The following is a 17,954-nucleotide window of genomic DNA, read 5'->3' on the forward strand; positions in this document are numbered from 1 at the left end:
GTGTATTTAGGCTCTTCGTTTGTTTTAATGCTCATTATTAGCATTTTAATTTTTAATTATGAAAAAGATGTGCAACTAAAAGCGATACGAATGGAGATGTTTCAGGTGGCTTCTAAAATGGTGAGCGAAGTGGTGGCATTGCACATGCAAACGCAAATTAACCATAAAGAAGCTTTAAACACTTTCATTTCACGCCATAAAGACGCTTCAATGACGCTTTTTGATAGCAGGCGGCGGATTTTATACTCCACGATACCTGAAAGCTTGGAACTGATTAAAGAGCATAGAGATATAGGCTTTTTTAACTTTAGGGGGGCGTATTACTTAATTACAGATAAAACATTCGCCCATTTAGGCGTAGCCAAAATCCTTTTTAAAAATTCTAAGCCCTTAAATTTTTCTTCTTTATACCGCAATATTATTTTGGTGTTTGCAATAGCGTTTTTATGCGTGATAGGGATTTCTATTTTTTTAGGGCGTTTGTTTTTAAAACCGATTAGAAATGAAATCACTCGCATAGATAACTTTTTGAAAAACACCACGCATGAGTTAAACACCCCTATGAGTGCATTACTCCTATCTTTAAAAACCTTAGAAGATAACGAGCAGCACCGCCGTATTAAAATAGCCATTAAACGCATGAGCTTTTTGTATCGCTCGCTCTCTTACTTAGTTATGCAAGATATTGAGCGTGAGTTACCTGTGATTTTAGACTTAAAAGCCCTAATCACTAAAGAAAATTTGCTTTTTAGTGAGATAATAGCCTACCATAAGCTTGAACTTAAAAGCGAACTTTCAGTAGTCAAGCTTAAAGCTAGAGAGCAAGATTTCATTTCGCTTTATAGTAATTTGATTATGAATGCGATTAAATACAATGTAGTGCATGGGTATATCCATGTAGAGCTAACGCCTGAGTTTTTGAAAGTTAAGAGTTTGGGGCATGAAATTCCTAAGGATAAAATTACAGAGCTAAGCGTTCGCTATGCGCGTTTTAATTCTAGTGTGTTAGGCTATGGTATAGGGCTAGACTTGGTTAAAAAAGTGTGTGAGAATTATAAAATGCGTTTAGTTATTCATAGTGAGCCTTGTTTAAATAGCTCGTTTTATGAAAATTCGTTTTGTATCGTATGGAGTGAGAATAGATAATGCGTGCGGTGTATGAAAAAGTGGGTTTCTTAGACAAAAGAGCTGTTGAAGAATTGCATTTAAGCGAAGATGTTTTAATGGAAAACGCTGCTATAGCTTTAGAAAAGGCGGTTTTTAAAAACGCTTCTTTAAATTCTAAAGTGATTATTTTATGTGGGAGTGGGGATAATGGGGGCGATGGTTATGCACTAGCTAGACGCTTAGTGGGGAATTTTAGAGTGCTAGTTTTTGAAATGAGACCCCCAAAAAGCCCTATGTGCAAACTCCAAAAAGAAAGGGCGTTAAAAATAGGGGTAGAAATTAAAAAATATAACCCATTAGATGATTTAGAATGCGATGTGTTAATAGATTGCATTATAGGGAGTCATTTTAAGGGCGAATTAGATTCATCTCTAATTAATTGTTTTGAAAGCCTTTCTAAAAGAGCAAAATTTAAAATCGCTTGTGATATTCCTAGTGGCATAGATTTAAAAGGCAGAATCTCTCAAGGGGCGTTTCAAGCAACTATGACTATCAGCATGGGAGCTTTAAAATCATGTTTATTGAATGATAGGGCTAAGGACTATGTGGGGGAATTAGAAGTAGGGCATTTAGGCATTGCTTCTAGTGTTTATGAGACAAAGACAGACACTTTTTTATTAGAAAAAAGCGACTTAAAATTACCCCTAAGGAAGCACAAAAACGCTCATAAAGGCGATTACGGGCATGCACATGTGCTTTTAGGTAAGCATAGTGGAGCAGGGCTACTCAGTGCGATGAGCGCGTTAAGTTTTGGAGCAGGGGTAGTGAGTGTTCAAGCCCTAGAATGTGAGATTAATCCTAGTAACAAGCCTTTAGAATTAGTCTTTTGTGAGAATTTTCCTAACAAGCTTAGTGCGTTTGCCCTTGGAATGGGATTAGAGAGTTTGCCAAAGGATTTTAAAAAGTGGCTTGAACTTGCGCCATGTGTTTTAGACGCTGGGGCTTTTTATCACAAAGAAATTTTACAAGCCCTAGATTATGAAGTCGTGTTTACCCCACACCCTAAAGAGTTTTTATCGCTTTTAGAATTAGTAGGGACAAAGATGAATATGCAAGAATTGTTAGATAATAAGCTAGAAATTGCAAGGGATTTTTCTTGCAAGTATCCAAAGGTGGTGTTGCTTTTAAAAGGAGCTAATACTATTATTGCTTATCAAGGGCAAGTTTTTATTAACAATTTAGGGAGTGTTGCTCTAGCAAAAGCAGGGAGTGGCGATGTGTTAGCTGGACTGATTTTAAGCTTACTTTCTCAAAAATACACGCCCCTAGATGCCACAATTTGTGCGAGCTTAGCCCATGCATTAGCGAGTTTAGAATTTAAGAATAATTATGCTTTAACACCCCTAGATTTGATAGAAAAGATTCAATTATTAAGAGTGTAGGAACTTTATGAACGCATTAACAGCATTCTATGATTTGCCTAAAGAGTGGGAAGTGGTTAGGCTTGGGGATATGGCTACCTTTTTAAAAGGCAAAGGATTATCAAAAAGTCATGTAAGTAGCCAAGCAAAATATGAATGTATTCTCTATGGCGAGCTTTTTACGCATTATAATAGAGTGATTACAAACATTAAAAGTTTTACAAATATTTATGATAACCCTATCCTTTCTTTAAATAATGATGTTTTAATGGCTACTTCGGGCGAAACGCCTGAAATTTTAGCTACCGCTAGTTGCATTCTTAAAAAAGGCGTTATTTTAGGGGGAGATATTTTAGTGATAAGACCTAGTAGCAATCTTTTAGATGGGTGTTTTTTAGCTTATTGTATTGTTAATAGTAAAAAACAAATCTTATCTAAAGTAGTGGGTAGCACGGTGTATCATCTCTATGCAAAAGACATGAAAGATTTTGAAATCCTTTTACCCCCTTTAAAAGAACAAAAAGCTATCGCTACAATTTTAAATGATTTTGATAGTTATATTCATAGCTTGAATACTCTCATTCTTAAAAAAGAGAACATTAAAAAAGCCTTGAGTTTTGAGCTTTTAAGCCAGAAAAAACGCTTGAAAGGCTTTAATGGAGTATGGGAAAAAGTAAGGCTTGGGGATATAGCTGAAATTAAAAGGGGGGCATCGCCTAGACCTATTGAAAACCCTAAATGGTTTTGTATTAATTCTAGCATTGGGTGGGTAAGAATTTCAGATATTTCAAAAAATAGCTGTTTTTTATATAAAACAACTCAAAAACTTTCTAAAGAAGGTGTTAAAAGAAGTAGATTTGTTAAAAAGGATAGCTTGATTATGAGCATGTGTGCGACAATTGGTAAGCCCATTATCACTAAAATTGATACTTGTATTCATGATGGTTTTGTAGTTTTTGAAAATCCAAAAATAAACTTATTTTACCTATATTATTTTTTATGCTCTATAGAAAGAGAATGGCTAGAAAGTGGGCAACAAGGCTCACAAATAAACTTAAATGTAGATTTAATTAAAAATAAAGAAATTTTTTACCCAAAAAATTTAGACGAACAAAAAGCTATCGCTACAATTTTAAGCGATTTAGATAAGGAAATCACAAGCCTTAAAAATAAAAAAATGAAGTTTCAAAATATTAAAAAATCTTTAAACAATGATTTAATGAATGCTAAGATTAGGGTTTAAGGCTTATTTTAAAAAAACTTGATTTAATAGAGTTTTTTAATGATAAAAGAGTGGTAATGAATAACCCCTTTGATAAAAGGATAAAACATGGAATTAGAACAATTACAGAGATTACAAAACATTGAACGGATTGTGCTTTCAGGCATTGTGTTTGCTAATGATAAGATTCAAGAAGTTCATAGCATTTTAGAGCCTAGCGATTTTTACTACCCGCCTAATGGCTTGTTTTTTGAAATCGCTTTAAAGCTTTATGAAGAAAGCTATCCTATTGATGAGAATTTTATCCGCCAAAAAATGCCAAGCGATAAGCAAATCAGCGAAGAAGATTTGCTCGCTATTTTTGCCGCAAGCCCTATGGATAATATTGAGGCGTATGTAGAAGAGATTAAAAACGCTTCTATTAAACGAAAGCTTTTTAGCTTGGCTAATACGATTAGGGAAAAATCCTTAGAAAGCCCACAAAAATCTAGTGATATTCTAAATTCTGTGGAACAAGAAGTCTATGCTTTATTAAATGGTAGCACCATAGATGGTTTTAGGGATATTAAAGAGGTGCTTAGTAGCACCATGAAAATGATTACAGAAAACATGGAAAAAGGGAGCTTAGAAGTTACAGGCGTGCCGACTGGGTTTACCCAACTAGATAGCTACACCACCGGATTTAATAAGGGGAATTTAGTCATTATTGGGGGGAGACCTGCTATGGGTAAAACCAGCCTTATGATGAATATGGTTTTAGCCGCTCTTAATGATGATAAAGGGGTAGCGGTTTTTAGCTTGGAAATGTCTGCTGAAGCTTTAGTTTTAAGGGCGTTATCGGATTTAACTTCTATCAATATGCATGATTTAGAAAGCGGAAGACTTGATGATAGAGAATGGGAAATTTTAGCCAAACGATTTGATGAACTCTCTCTTAAACAACTCTTTTTTTATGATAAAAGCTATGTGAGAATAGAACAAATCCGCCTGCAACTAAGAAAGCTTAAAGCCCAGCATAAGGGCTTAGAAATCGCTTTTATTGATTATCTGCAATTAATGTCAGGGAGCAAAAACACTAAAGAACGCCATGAGCAAATCGCTGAAATTTCAAGAGAGCTTAAAACTTTAGCTAGAGAATTAGAAATTCCTATTGTGGCGTTAGTGCAACTTAATCGTGCTTTAGAAGGTAGAGATGACAAACGCCCCATACTTTCGGATATTAAAGATAGTGGGGGGATTGAACAAGACGCTGATATAGTCCTATTTTTGTATAGGGATTATTGGTATAGGATTCAAGCTGAAAACAATAAAATAGACAAGCTCAAACGAGAAGGCAAGGTTGAAGAAGCAGAGACTTTGCGTTTAAAGGTTGATGAAGAAAGGCGTCTTCACAAACAAAATGGCAGCGTAGAAGATGCTGAAATCATTGTGGCTAAAAACAGAAATGGGGCTACAGGAACGGTTTATACACGCTATAACGCTCCGCTCACTCGCTATGAAGATATATCTGTAGATACCACTCATTTAGAAGAGCAAGAAACCAAACTAAACATCATGCCCATTTGAAAACAACATCTTTTAAGGGGGCGTTTGATTTGCTTACAACCCCCAAAGAAACTTTAGTGTGTTTGGTTATCCTAGGCTTATTGTTTGTTTTTAATCTCTATTTAGAATACTCTCATTACAAAAAACTTGATTTTTCAAAGCCCATGAGTTTTAACGCTCAAATTTTATTGCAATACTCTAAGATGAAAAATCAAAAATCCTATTTCGTGCTAAAGCTCAAATCCGCTCAAGGCGCAATTTTTTACACCACTACAAAAGAGCCTTTAAAAAATCTTCAATACCGCTATGCGCGATTTTTTGGTAAGGTCATGCCTTGCTCGTTTTTAGAGTCTTTAAAATCATGTTATTTTCACACCTATTCTTTTTCTTTATTGCATAAGCAAGATTTTAAATCCTACTTACGCAATTTTATTGATAGCTTTCATTCAAACAACCTCATCAGCAATTTGTATCGGGCGTTATTTTTGGGCGATAGTCTTAATAAAGATTTAAGAGATAGGGCTAATTCTTTAGGCGTTAACCACCTACTAGCTATTAGTGGGTTTCATTTAGGTATTTTGAGTGCCACACTTTATTTTCTTTTGTCTCTCTTTTATAAGCCCTTACAAAATCGCTATTTTCCTTACAGAAACGCTTTTTTTGATATAGGGGTTTTAGTCTGGGTTTTTATGCTAGGTTATTTAGTGCTATTAGACTTTTTGCCATCTTTTTTTAGGGCATTTTTAATGGGCTTATTAGGGTTTTTAGCATGCTTTTTTGGCATAAGGTTACTAAGTTTCAAGCTCTTAATTTTAGCGTGTTTGATAGCTATTGCCCTATTCCCTAAATTGCTTTTTAGTGTGGGATTTTTGCTCTCAGTTTGTGGGGTGTGGTATATCTTTTTATTTTTTAGACATGCTAAAACTTTTTTTAAAAACGATTCTTTTTTAATGCGATTTTTTCAAGCCATAAGCTTAAGTATTTTGGTGTTTTTTAACATGCTTATCATTGTGCATGCCTTTTTTCCTATGTTTTCGCCCTATCAACTATTTAGCATTCCTTTAGGCTTTGTTTTTGTGGTGTTTTTTCCTTTGGGCTTGTTCTTGCATATAGTCAATTTGGGGCATCTATTAGATAATTTTTTAAGCACGCCTTTAGAAATTCCTACCATTTCCATGCATACACCTTTGTGGCTTTTAGGGGCGTATTTATGCCTAACGCTTCTTAGCGTTCGCTTTTTTAAGGCTTATCTAATAATGAATATTTTAAGCGTTGGCTTTTTCTTGTATTGTTGCTATCAATATATTATAATGCCTAGTTTAATTGTAGGGAATTAAGGGCTTAAAAGTGAATACCATATTACGGCTTATGGGTAAGGGCATTTTGGTGCTACTACCGATTATCATTTTGTTGTGGTTGTTATCCTTTGTATATAGCTTTGTGAAAAATTTCATAGAAATTATTTTTAACACGACCGCAAATAGCCTGAGTGCGACCATGGGCATTTTATTTTTAAGTGCGTTATTGTTGGTGTATGTGGGGCGTTTGTTTGAAAAAAACAAAGAGTTTTTACTTATCAAGGCTTCTGAATACATTATCAGCAAAATTCCTATTATAGGCTCTATTTATAACGCTTTAAAAGACATGATAGCTGTTTTTTCAGGTAAGAATGGCATGGAGTATTTGGGCGTGGTGTTTGTAGAATTTGGGGGGAGTGAAGTCATAGGATTTATTACCAAGAAAGAAGAAGATGAATCTTGCTGGGTATTTGTGCCAACTACCCCAAACCCCATTTCTGGCATTTTATTAAAAATTCCTAAAGAAAAAATGAGGTTGACTGATTTGAGCGTGTCTCAAGGTTTGAGAAAAGTTATTTCGTTAGGAATTAAATAATTGATTAAAAAAATCACGCATAAAATCAAAGCCTTAAGTGAGTTAGTCGCACTAGAACACACCATATTTTCTAGTATGTTTTTGTTTATGGCTATGGTTGTTAGCTCGTATCAAAAAAATCAAACACTCTTTTTTGGCATAGAGATTTTAATCCTTTGCTCTTTAGCCTTATTAAGCGCAAGAAACTTTGCTATGGGGTTTAATCGCTTAGTAGATAGAGATATTGATAAAGATAATCCAAGAACGAAAAATCGCCCTAGTGTTGATGGGCGTATTGGTGTTAAAGGCATGGTTATTTTTAGTTTTTCAAACGCTCTTTTATTTGTTATTGTAAGTTATTGCATCAATGCTTTAGCCTTTAAGCTCTCTTTGCCCTTTTTAGTGATTTTGGGGGGGTATTCGTATTTCAAGCGTTTTTCTTCTTTGGCTCATTTTATCGTGGGCTTAGCACTAGGACTAGCCCCCATTGCTGGAAGTGTGGCCATTTTAGGAGCTATTCCTTTATGGAATGTCTTTTTAGCTTTGGGGGTTATGCTATGGGTAGCTGGATTTGACTTATTGTATTCTTTACAAGATATGGAGTTTGACAAAAAAAGGGGCTTACATTCCATTCCAAGTAAATTGGGCGAAAAGTGGTGCTTAAACCTTTCAAGGCTCTCACACCTTCTCGCACTAATATGCTGGCTAGGTTTTGTGAAAAACTATGATGGGGGGCTTTTTGCGTATTTGGGCTTAGGGGTTTCAGCCTTAATTTTACTATATGAGCAAATCTTAGTGGCTAGAGATTATAAAAATATTCCTAAAGCCTTTTTTGTGAGTAATGGCTATTTGGGGGTTATCTTTTTTATTTTTATTGTTCTTGATGTGGGATTAAAACATGCATAACTTGGTTTTAAAATCTCAAGCCTTAGGGTTTCAAACCCGCCTAGTTCAATGCGATTTAACACTCTCTTATGAAAAATTTATTCCACAAAGCAAACGCTCTGTGGCGGTTTTAGAAGAATTTGAAAGGCTTAATTCTGGTTTTGATTTTTCATGTTTGAATGTTGAAAATGATACTTTAGAATTACTCAAAGCCATGTATTCTAAGCTAGAAAGATTAGAGAGCTTGCTTTTAAAAGAACATTTGCTTGAATTAGAGCAAAGTAGCCATATTCTAGCTTTAGGGCATGGGCTACTTTGTGCAAGAGATAAGAGCTTTATAACACAAGAAACTTACTATGGGCGTTGCTTATTAGAAGCAAAATACTTAGCCTTTTTTGGTGTGGCAAAAGATGAGAGCTTTTTAGAAATCACTCGCATGCACGCCTTAGATATTAGGCGTTATGATGCTTTTATTGTTAATAGTGAAAGAAAGGGATTAAAATTATGAATAGGAGCAATGATGTTATCTTCTAACGATTTGTTTATGATAGTTTTAGGGGCTATTTTATTAGTGCTAGTGTGCTTGGTGGGGTATTTGTATTTTAAGGAAAAAGAGTTTTATCATAAAATGAGACGCTTAGAAAAAACCTTAGATGAATCCTATCAAGAAAATTATGTCCATTCCAAGCGTTTGAAAGAATTAGAAAGCCGACTAGAAGGCATTTCTTTAGACAAAGACACCAAAGATGATGGCACTCTTAGAACGACTTTATCACATCTTTATAGTCAGTTGCAAGAAATCCAAAAATCTATGGATAAAGAGCGAGATTACTTAGAAGAAAAAATCATCATCTTAGAAAATAAGTTCAAAGATATGGGGCATTATGTGGGAAGTGATGAAATCAATGAAAAACAAGTTTTGAAAATGTATCAAGAAGGCTATAGCATAGGCTCTATTTCTAAAGAGTTTAAAGTGAGTAAGGGCGAAATTGAATTTATACTGAATATGGCGGGGTTAAAATAGTGGCTTTAAGCAACACGCTTTCAAGGGTTTTTGGCTCTTTGGCTCGTTATGAGTTTATGCCATTTATTCAAAAACAAATCAATGCCCTTTATGTCAGAATCTTTAAAATTGATTTGAGCGAGTTTGAGCCTTTAGAAAATTATAAAAGTTTGAACGCCCTTTTCACTCGCTCTTTAAAAAAGGAACGCTTTTTTGACACTAGCTCACACACCTTGATTTCTCCATGCGATTCATTCATCACAGAGTGTAAGGCTTTAGAAAACAATCAAGCCTTACAAATTAAGGGCATGCCCTATTATGCAAATGAACTGGTCGGCGAAATTAACCCCATAAGCCCTTCTTTTTTCTATGTGAATTTTTATCTCTCGCCTAAGGATTACCACCACTACCACGCCCCTTGTGATTTAGAAATTTTAGAAGCTCGTTATTTTGCTGGCAAATTACTACCGGTCAATATGCCTTCACTTTATAAAAACAAGAATTTATTTGTCGGCAATGAACGAGTGGTGCTTGTTACAAGAGATGTTAAGGGCAATAGGCTGTATTTTGTGGCTGTGGGGGCGTTGAATGTAGGTCAAATGCGTTTTAATTTTGATAAAAATATTCAAACCAACGCTAAAACTAATTTCACGCAATCAACCACTTACGACCCCCCTATTAAGGTTAAAAAGGGGGAGAATTTAGGGAATTTTGAAATGGGTTCTACTATAGTCATCTTTGCTCAAAACATAGCCTTTAAAGAATTAAGGGAACAATGCGTGAAGTTTGGAGAAAGTATAGGGGAATTTAATGCAGACTAAAAAAGATTTAAAAGCTTCTATTTTAGAACTATTGAATGATTTAAACGCCCTTTTGGTGGCTCATTTTTATCAAAAAGATGAGATTGTAGAGTTAGCCCATCATGTGGGCGATAGCTTAGAATTAGCTAAAATCGCAAGTAAAAGCGATAAAAATCTCATTGTGTTTTGTGGGGTGCATTTTATGGGCGAAAGCGTGAAAGCCCTAGCCCCTGAAAAACAAGTGATTATGCCAAAACTCTCATGCTGTTCTATGGCTAGAATGATAGATAGCCACTACTATAATAAAAGTGTGGATTTATTAAAAGAGTATGGTATTAAGGAATTTTATCCTATCACTTATATTAATTCTAATGCTGAAGTCAAAGCTAAAGTCGCACAGGATAATGGTGTGGTATGCACGAGCAGGAACGCCCCTAAAATCTTTGATTACGCCCTAAAACAAAATAAAAAAATCTTTTTTTTACCGGATAGGTGTTTGGGCGAAAATTTAGCCCTTGAAAATGGCTTAAAGAGTGCGATTTTAGGCATAAATAGTAAAGAAGAAATACAAAACGCTGATGTCATTTGTTATAATGGCTTTTGTTCGGTGCATCAACTCTTCAAACTAGAAGATATAGAGTTTTACCGCCAAAAATACCCAAATATTTTAATCGCTGTCCATCCTGAGTGTGAGCCTAGCGTGGTTCAAAACGCTGATTTTAGCGGTTCTACAAGTCAAATCATAGAATTTGTAGAAAATCTAAGCCTAAATCAAAAAGTAGCCATAGGCACTGAAAGCAATTTAGTCAACCGCCTAAAAGCCAAACGAAACCATCAAAACACCTTTATTCTTTCTAGCTCTCTTGCTCTTTGTCCTACCATGAATGAAACGACCTTAGAAGATGTGTTTGAAGTGCTAAAAGCCTATAAAAACCATAGAGCTATTAATATGATTGAATTAAAAGACGAAGTAGCGCATTATGCCAAAATCGCTTTAACTAAAATGATGGAGTTATCATAATGAATATCAAAACCTTTTTAGAACATGCCCTAAAAGAAGATTTAGGGCATGGGGATTTATTTGAGAGAGTATTAGAAAAAGATTTTCAAGCTACAGCTTTTATTAGAGCTAAAGAAAATGGAATCTTTTCAGGCGAAAAATACGCCTTAGAGTTATTAAAAATGACAGGCATTGAGTGCGTTAAAAGTATCAAAGACAAAGAGTGTTTTAAACCCAAAGACACTTTAATGGAGATTAAAGGGGATTTTAGCATGCTCTTAAAGGTTGAACGCACCCTTTTAAATATTTTGCAACATAGTAGCGGAATTGCTACTCTAACAAAGCGTTTTGTAGAAGCACTAAATTCTAAAAAAGTGCGTTTGTTAGATACGAGAAAAACAAGACCCCTTTTAAGAAGTTTTGAAAAATATTCGGTGCTAAATGGGGGAGCGAGCAATCATCGCTTAGGTTTAGATGATGCTTTAATGCTAAAAGACACGCATTTAAAACATGTGAAAGATTTAAAAAGCTTTTTAGAACATGCCAAAAAGAGCTTGCCCTTTACGGCTAAGATTGAAATTGAATGTGAGACTTTTGAAGAAGCTAAAAACGCTATGAGTGCAGGAGCTGATATTGTGATGTGTGATAACATGACAACTGAACAAACCAAAGAAATTGTAGCCTATAGAAACACGCATTATCCTTTTGTATTATTAGAAGCAAGCGGCAATATTTCTCTAGAAACGATTAATTCTTATGCTCAAAGTGGGGTGGACGCTATTAGTGTGGGAGCCTTAATCCATCAAGCTACTTTTATTGATATGCACATGAAAATGGCTTAAAAAAGCATTTAAAAGGGTTTTAAAAGCGTGTTAAAAGGGTATTTAAAAAACATTAAAGACATTAGCCCCACTACGAATGAATACACGCACCGCCCTTTTTTATACAACTTGCTTAATACTTTAAAAAACAAGTTCAATAAAGACCTTAAGATTGAACACGAACCTTCAAGAGACAAACAAGGGGGTCAGCCAGATTTTCGCATTTCTTATCAAGGGCTTAATATCGGCTATGTAGAAAACTTGTTACGCTTTTTAATGAATTTCTAAATCAAGAAGTTATTCAAATCACTACTGCTAATGACTTTGCCTTGCATTTAAAGGTTAAGATAGCCTTAAAATGTTTTTGTTAGAATCAATAGGTCAACAGATAACAAAAAGGGTTTATTGATAGCAATGGATTTTTTACAAACACACTTAAACTCTATCATAGAGGGGGATTGTTTAGAAAAACTACAAGATTTTCCTAATAAAAGCATTGATTTTATCTTTGCTGACCCCCCATATTTTATGCAAACAGAAGGGGAATTAAAACGCTTTGAAGGCACAAAATTTCAAGGTGTTGAGGATAGTTGGGATAAATTTAGCTCTTTTGAAGAATACGATACATTTTGCTTAGCTTGGCTAAAAGAATGCCAAAGAGTTTTAAAAGATAATGGCAGTATTTGCGTGATAGGGAGTTTTCAAAATATTTATCGTTTGGGGTATTTAATGCAAAATCTAGGATTTTGGATACTCAACGATATTATTTGGTATAAAAGTAATCCTGTGCCTAATTTTGCTGGCAAAAGACTATGTAATGCCCATGAGACGCTTATTTGGTGTGCTAAACACAAAAATAGTAGAGTTACTTTTAATTACAAAACAATGAAATATCTTAATAATGATAAACAAGAAAAATCAGTGTGGCAAATTCCTATTTGTATTGGCAATGAAAGATTAAAAGATGCAGAAGGCAAAAAAGTGCATTCTACTCAAAAGCCAGAGGCGCTTTTAAAAAAAATTATTTTAAGTGCGACTAAACCTAAAGATATTATTTTAGACCCCTTTTTTGGCACAGGCACAACAGGAGCTGTGGCTAAGTCTATGAATAGATTTTTTATTGGCATTGAAAAAGATTATTCTTATATCAAAGAGGCTACAAAACGCCTTGATAATATTATTGATAAAAGCGATTCTATCACTAATTTAGATTTGGAAACTAAGCCCCCAAAAATTCCTATGAGTCTTTTAATTTCCAAACAATTGCTCAAAATTGGGGATTTTTTATATTCGCCTAACAAAGAAAAAATTTGTCAAGTTTTAGAAAATGGTAATGTAAAGGATAGCCAAAATTATGAAACTTCTATCCATAAAATGAGTGCCAAATATTTAAATAAAATCAATCATAATGGCTGGAAATTTTTTTATGCGTATTATCAAAATGAATTTTTATTACTAGATGAATTGCGTTATATTTGTCAAAAGGAGTTTTAATGGATTATCAAAAATTTAACAATATTTTTAATCATATTATTTTTTGCAAATCTAATCCCAAGGCAGATTTACTTATTAATATTGCTAAACACTCTGAACGCTATTTGGGTATTTTTAGACCTACTAAAACCAAAACAAAGTTATTGCAAAGCTTACTAGTTTCTCGTGAAATTAAATTTGGTAAAGCATTTGAATGCTTGGTTGGTAAATACTTAAAGGAATATAAGTTTGATACTTCTCCTGATAAATATGAAGTTTTGTTACAGAAAGCTTTAGAAATAGATCAGCTTGCAAAAAAAGATAATACTTATTATTTTATAGAACAAAAAATGCGAGATGACCATGATAGTGCTAAGAAACGAGGACAGATAGAGAATTTTAAAGAAAAACTAAAATTGTTAATCAATCGTTATGGCGAAAATATTAAGGGTTATTTTTATTTTATAGATGATTGTTTGGCTAAAAATAAAAAATATTATGAAGAAGAATTGCAAAAATTGTCGTTTAAATATAAAGTTCCCTTAAAATTATGCTATGGTAGAGAATTATTTGAATTTCTTAATATCCCCCAAGTTTGGAGTGAGATTTTAGAATATTTAGTGCAATGGCGTGAAACTTTGCCGGATTTACCTAGTTTGAATTTTGATAAATATTTTTCAGAGAGCTTTGAAGAAATCAAAGATTTACCCCCAAATATTTATAGAAAGCTTTTAGATAATGATGAGATTTTTGAGAATATTGTTTTAATGTTATTTCCAAAAAGAAAGGTTTTAGAAATGTTAGTAGAACATTTTAGACAACAAGATGAAACGATTTATCGGCAATTAGCATCAAAGTTAGCAAACAAATTATCCTATCATTCAAAATAGGTGGGAATCCTTTTATTATAAACAGCGTCTTTATATCAACAAAAGCGCTTATTTTAAAGGGGTGAGTAAGGAAATTTATAGTTACATGATAGGGGGATATGGTGTTTTAGAAAAGTATTTAAAGAGCCATAAAAACGAGTCTTGCGACTTTTACCATGTGGAGAAAATGATTAAAGTCATCGCACGCACGATTGAAATCCAAAGCTTACTAGAAATTTTAACGAACGATTTACCCCACCTAGAAGGCAACACTTCTAAAAATTTGATTCAAGAAATATTGCAAGACTTACCCCCCCCCCCCCATTTAAGCCAAGTAGCATTAGCGGGTGTGAGACAAGCACGAGCGAGCCAAAAGTATTTGCATGCGTTTATAACACACTATCATGGAAATGTGTCTCATATCCAACCGCACCACAGAGGGCAACTATGTATTTCCCCTATGTCTAATCTCGCCCTAATTTGCGATAGAGGTAGCAAAGCTAGTCCTATTTCTAATATTTTTATGAGCAACATGCTTTGTGATTTGCATTTAAATGGTTCAGGAAGTTATGCGTTTTTATTGTATCGCTTAGGCTCAAAATAAGTGGGTATATTGTCTAAATTTAGATAGAATAAACACAAAAATTGAATAAGCCCTATTAAGGCTATATTAAAAATGGGTGGTGATACTGAAAATGGCAAAACGACTTTTTAAGGGGTTGTTAGGGGTTTCTCTTTCTTTAGCTCTTTGTGTAACTCTATATGGTGGCGAGACTAAGGAAAAAAAGCCAGTTAAAGAAAATCCGCAAGAATTAGCGGCTAAAAGGGTTGAAGCGTTCAATCGTTTCACTAATGTGGTTTCAGAAATTGAAAAAAAGTATGTGGATAAAATCAGCATTTCTGAGATTATGACAAAAGCTATTGAAGGCTTGCTCTCTAACTTGGACGCGCATTCGGCGTATTTGAACGAAAAGAAGTTTAAAGAATTTCAAGCCCAAACTGATGGCGAATTTGGTGGGCTTGGAATCACAGTGGGCTTGCGCGATGGTGTTTTAACCGTTATTGCCCCCCTAGAAGGCACGCCAGCTTATAAGGCTGGGGTTAAGTCAGGCGATAGCATTTTAAAAATCAATAAAGACAGCACGCTTAATATGAGTATTGATGATGCTATCAATCTTATGCGTGGCAAGCCAAAGACTCCTATTCAAATCACTGTAGTGAGAAAAAACGAGCCAAAACCCTTAGTGTTTAATATTGTTAGAGATATTATCAAAGTCAAATCTGTGTATGTGAAAAAAATTGAAACAACCCCTTATTTATATGTTAGGGTAAATTCCTTTGATAGAAATGTTACTCAATCCGTTTTAGATGGGCTAAAAGCTAATCCTAAAACCAAAGGAATCGTGCTAGATTTAAGGGGAAATCCAGGGGGACTGCTCAATCAAGCGGTGGGCTTGTCTAACCTATTCATCAAAGAAGGGGTTCTAGTCTCACAAAAGGGTAAGACTAAGGAAGAAAATTTAGAATACAAGGCCAATGGCAGAGCCCCTTATGCGAATTTACCTGTTGCGGTATTAGTTAATGGCGGTTCAGCGAGTGCGAGTGAGATTGTAGCAGGAGCGTTACAAGACCATAAACGGGCTGTTATCATCGGAGAAAACACCTTTGGTAAAGGAAGCGTGCAAATGCTCTTGCCTGTCAATAAAAATGAAGCGATTAAAATCACTACTGCACGCTATTATTTACCGAGTGGTCGCACCATTCAAGCTACCGGTATTAAGCCTGATATATTGATTTATCCAGGTAAGGTGCCAGAAAATGAAAACAAGTTCAGTCTGAAAGAAGCAGATTTAAAACACCATTTAGAGCAAGAACTCAAAAAACTTGATACTAAAGACCCTACTTCTAAAAATACAGATAAAAATAAGAAAAGCGAAGAGGAAAAAGACATCACCCCCAAAATGGTGGGCAATGATATTCAGTTGAAAGTCGCCATTGATAGCTTAAAGACTTGGTCTATCATAGATGAGAAAGCTCAAAAAAAGAAATAAGCCAGTTTGGTTTTCTTTGATTGAAGCTGAGATAAAGCAGCATTTTTGAAATGGCTTGTTTTTGCACGCATTCAATGAAAATAATAAAAGCTATCGGCTCGATTTTAGCAGTTTTTATGGTGTTCTTGTATGCAGAGCCAGAAGAAGAAATCAAGCCAAAAGTAGCTTATCTCAAAGTCTCTCATTTAGAAAATTTAGAAAATACACCGGTTTATATAGGACAAACCATAGGTGTAACCTACGAATTATTGTTGTTTGATGCTCAATTTTTGGAAGCCAAAATAGAAGGCGAACTAGATGAAACGCAAATTGAACCTTTAAGCAAAATGCCTAAATGGAGAAAAGTTGAAAAAGAGCTGTTTAAAACGACCTATTACTACAAGATTAAGGGCATGAAGGCTAATATACCAGCCCTAAAAGTCAGTGCGTTTTCTAATAAGGACAAGTATATAGACTATTCTACAGCCCCAAGTGTGGCTTTACAAGTAACCGATTTATCGCAAAACCCCCGCTATGCAGGGATTATGGCAAAGAATTTGGAAGTGGTGCAATACAAGACAAAAGATTATGATGATGAAAATAATATTTTGGTTATGGAATTGGCGTTTAGGGGGGCGAATTGGGAAGATTTTAGCGTTAAAGAAGCGATTAAACAAGGTTTTGATAACGCTTCTTTGAATCAGAGCAAGGCTAAAGAAGGAAGCGTGTTTTATTATTGTGTGTTGCCTAAACACATTCAAAGCCTTTCGTTTGATTACTTTTCGCTTGAAAATAAGGAATTTCAAACCTTGTCTTTTTCAGTTATTCCCACTCAAGAAAGCGTGATAACTCAAGATGAATTAGTGCCTAAAAATAATTTTTTAATCTTTTCTAATATCGCATTATTAGTTTTATGCGTGTTTTTCTTGGTGCTATTTTTGATTTTTGGACGCAAACTCATTTTTTTATTGCTTGGAGTTTTGTGCTTGGGATTTGCTCTATATAATCTCTGGCTCACGCAACGCTCAGCTACTTTGCTCGCTCAAAAAGAAATCCGCATTTTACCCACGCAAAATTCTACGATTTTAGGCGTTTCTAAAAATAACATGCCTATTAAAATCCTAGACTCGCACAACAATTACTATAAAATCTTAACTCCGCATGAACAAATAGGATGGGTGAAGAAAAATGAAGTCAAATAGCTTAAGGGCGATTTATAGAGCCTTAGTTATCGCTATAGGACTAGCCATTATCATTGTTTTGAATTACTTCAATCGTAAGAATAACAACGCGCGCTCCACTCGTAAAACCTGTGCGAGCTTTTTTGCTCTCACAGGCATTACTTTAGAAAAAGTAGGCGAATTTGATACAGATGCAAAACTCATTGTCCTAAACCACCAAAGCTTGCTAGACATCATTTACCTAGAAGCCTACCACCCTAACAATATTTGCTGGATTGCTAAAAAAGAGCTTGGAGAAATCCCTTTTTATGGGCATGCCCTAACAGATACTGAGATGATTTTAATAGATAGAGATGATAAAAAGGGGCTTGTAAGTCTCTTAAAAGCTTGTAAAGAAAAGTTGAACCAAAACCGACCTTTAGTGATTTTCCCTGAAGGCACTAGGGGTAAAGGACAAGAAAAATTTCTACCCTTTAAGCAAGGGGCAAAAATTATCGCTGAAAAATTCCAGCTCAAAATCCAGCCTATGGTTTTAATCAATTCTATTAAAGTTTTCAATTCTAAGCCTTTAGAAGCCTATAAAACCCGCACTAAACTAGTTATGCTAGAGAGCTATACGCCTGATTTTAATGCACCGACTTGGTATGAAGAATTAGAAAAACGCATGCAAACAGAATATTTGAAACATTACCACGAGCTAAATGCTTAATTTTGAAATTAGCCCC

Annotated in this window: 17 protein-coding genes and 3 pseudogenes; all 20 read left to right on the plus strand. The window is 34.7% G+C overall.

The genetic code is table 11. The features are described from left to right. The 20 genes and pseudogenes from HCD_RS04225 (at nucleotide 1) to HCD_RS04315 (ending at nucleotide 17,938) form a co-directional block, all read left to right on the plus strand. Complete coding sequence (locus HCD_RS04225) at nucleotides 1-1,146, plus strand: sensor histidine kinase (protein ID WP_275450037.1); 1,146 nt, start codon at nucleotides 1-3, stop codon at nucleotides 1,144-1,146. After that, on the plus strand, nucleotides 1,146-2,549 hold the full coding sequence (locus HCD_RS04230; RefSeq protein ID WP_014659355.1) for a bifunctional ADP-dependent NAD(P)H-hydrate dehydratase/NAD(P)H-hydrate epimerase: 1,404 nt from the start codon (nucleotides 1,146-1,148) through the stop codon (nucleotides 2,547-2,549). Before HCD_RS04225 ends, HCD_RS04230 begins: the two co-directional genes overlap by 1 nt. A gap of 7 nt (nucleotides 2,550-2,556) precedes the next feature. Next, nucleotides 2,557-3,771 carry a restriction endonuclease subunit S gene (locus HCD_RS04235; protein WP_014659356.1) on the plus strand — a complete coding sequence of 405 codons (1,215 nt, stop codon included), beginning with the start codon at nucleotides 2,557-2,559 and terminating at the stop codon, nucleotides 3,769-3,771. An 87-nt stretch (nucleotides 3,772-3,858) separates the two neighbouring features. After that, the gene (locus HCD_RS04240; protein ID WP_014659357.1) at nucleotides 3,859-5,316 is read left to right on the plus strand and encodes a replicative DNA helicase; all 1,458 of its coding nucleotides are present in this window, start codon (nucleotides 3,859-3,861) and stop codon (nucleotides 5,314-5,316) included. Beyond that, nucleotides 5,313-6,632: a ComEC/Rec2 family competence protein gene (locus HCD_RS04245; protein WP_014659358.1), complete on the plus strand. Its 1,320-nt coding sequence runs from the start codon at nucleotides 5,313-5,315 to the stop codon at nucleotides 6,630-6,632. The genes HCD_RS04240 and HCD_RS04245 overlap by 4 nt, the downstream gene beginning before the upstream one ends. A gap of 10 nt (nucleotides 6,633-6,642) precedes the next feature. After that, nucleotides 6,643-7,188, plus strand: coding sequence for a DUF502 domain-containing protein (locus HCD_RS04250; RefSeq protein ID WP_014659359.1), 546 nt, complete (start codon nucleotides 6,643-6,645; stop codon nucleotides 7,186-7,188). A 24-nt stretch (nucleotides 7,189-7,212) separates the two neighbouring features. Next, nucleotides 7,213-8,073 carry a menaquinone biosynthesis prenyltransferase MqnP gene (gene mqnP / locus HCD_RS04255; RefSeq protein ID WP_227624876.1) on the plus strand — a complete coding sequence of 287 codons (861 nt, stop codon included), beginning with the start codon at nucleotides 7,213-7,215 and terminating at the stop codon, nucleotides 8,071-8,073. Then, nucleotides 8,066-8,560: a hypothetical protein gene (locus tag HCD_RS04260; protein WP_014659361.1), complete on the plus strand. Its 495-nt coding sequence runs from the start codon at nucleotides 8,066-8,068 to the stop codon at nucleotides 8,558-8,560. Before mqnP ends, HCD_RS04260 begins: the two co-directional genes overlap by 8 nt. Before the next feature lie 12 nt (nucleotides 8,561-8,572). Next, nucleotides 8,573-9,076, plus strand: a complete 504-nt coding sequence (locus HCD_RS04265; protein ID WP_014659362.1) for a hypothetical protein — start codon at nucleotides 8,573-8,575, stop codon at nucleotides 9,074-9,076. Next, complete coding sequence (locus HCD_RS04270; RefSeq protein ID WP_041594824.1) at nucleotides 9,073-9,876, plus strand: phosphatidylserine decarboxylase; 804 nt, start codon at nucleotides 9,073-9,075, stop codon at nucleotides 9,874-9,876. Before HCD_RS04265 ends, HCD_RS04270 begins: the two co-directional genes overlap by 4 nt. Beyond that, nucleotides 9,866-10,876 carry a quinolinate synthase NadA gene (gene nadA / locus HCD_RS04275; RefSeq protein ID WP_014659364.1) on the plus strand — a complete coding sequence of 337 codons (1,011 nt, stop codon included), beginning with the start codon at nucleotides 9,866-9,868 and terminating at the stop codon, nucleotides 10,874-10,876. Before HCD_RS04270 ends, nadA begins: the two co-directional genes overlap by 11 nt. Further along, nucleotides 10,876-11,697 carry a carboxylating nicotinate-nucleotide diphosphorylase gene (nadC, locus tag HCD_RS04280; protein ID WP_014659365.1) on the plus strand — a complete coding sequence of 274 codons (822 nt, stop codon included), beginning with the start codon at nucleotides 10,876-10,878 and terminating at the stop codon, nucleotides 11,695-11,697. The genes nadA and nadC overlap by 1 nt, the downstream gene beginning before the upstream one ends. Before the next feature lie 27 nt (nucleotides 11,698-11,724). After that, nucleotides 11,725-11,937, plus strand: a pseudogene (locus tag HCD_RS04285) (adenine methyltransferase); the annotation flags it as partial. Nucleotides 11,938-12,090: 153 nt separating this feature from the next. Further along, nucleotides 12,091-13,170: a DNA-methyltransferase gene (locus HCD_RS04290; protein WP_014659367.1), complete on the plus strand. Its 1,080-nt coding sequence runs from the start codon at nucleotides 12,091-12,093 to the stop codon at nucleotides 13,168-13,170. After that, on the plus strand, nucleotides 13,170-14,039 hold the full coding sequence (locus HCD_RS04295) for an HpyAIV family type II restriction enzyme (protein ID WP_014659368.1): 870 nt from the start codon (nucleotides 13,170-13,172) through the stop codon (nucleotides 14,037-14,039). Before HCD_RS04290 ends, HCD_RS04295 begins: the two co-directional genes overlap by 1 nt. 19 nt (nucleotides 14,040-14,058) lie before the next feature. Continuing rightward, nucleotides 14,059-14,350: pseudogene (locus tag HCD_RS09775) on the plus strand (type ISP restriction/modification enzyme); the annotation flags it as partial. A 128-nt stretch (nucleotides 14,351-14,478) separates the two neighbouring features. Then, nucleotides 14,479-14,622 (plus strand): annotated as a pseudogene (locus HCD_RS09780) (adenine specific DNA methyltransferase 2 domain protein); the annotation flags it as partial. Nucleotides 14,623-14,713: 91 nt separating this feature from the next. Then, entirely contained in the window at nucleotides 14,714-16,069 is a 1,356-nt protein-coding gene (locus HCD_RS04305) for a S41 family peptidase (protein ID WP_014659370.1), read from the plus strand. Nucleotides 16,070-16,119: 50 nt separating this feature from the next. Next, a complete protein-coding gene (locus HCD_RS04310; RefSeq protein WP_014659371.1) occupies nucleotides 16,120-17,250 on the plus strand; it encodes an SH3 domain-containing protein in 1,131 nt (376 codons plus the stop codon). Then, on the plus strand, nucleotides 17,237-17,938 hold the full coding sequence (locus HCD_RS04315; protein WP_014659372.1) for a 1-acyl-sn-glycerol-3-phosphate acyltransferase: 702 nt from the start codon (nucleotides 17,237-17,239) through the stop codon (nucleotides 17,936-17,938). The genes HCD_RS04310 and HCD_RS04315 overlap by 14 nt, the downstream gene beginning before the upstream one ends. Nucleotides 17,939-17,954: the final 16 nt, after the last annotated feature.

Source organism: Helicobacter cetorum MIT 99-5656, from assembly GCF_000259275.1.
Lineage (GTDB): Bacteria > Campylobacterota > Campylobacteria > Campylobacterales > Helicobacteraceae > Helicobacter > Helicobacter cetorum.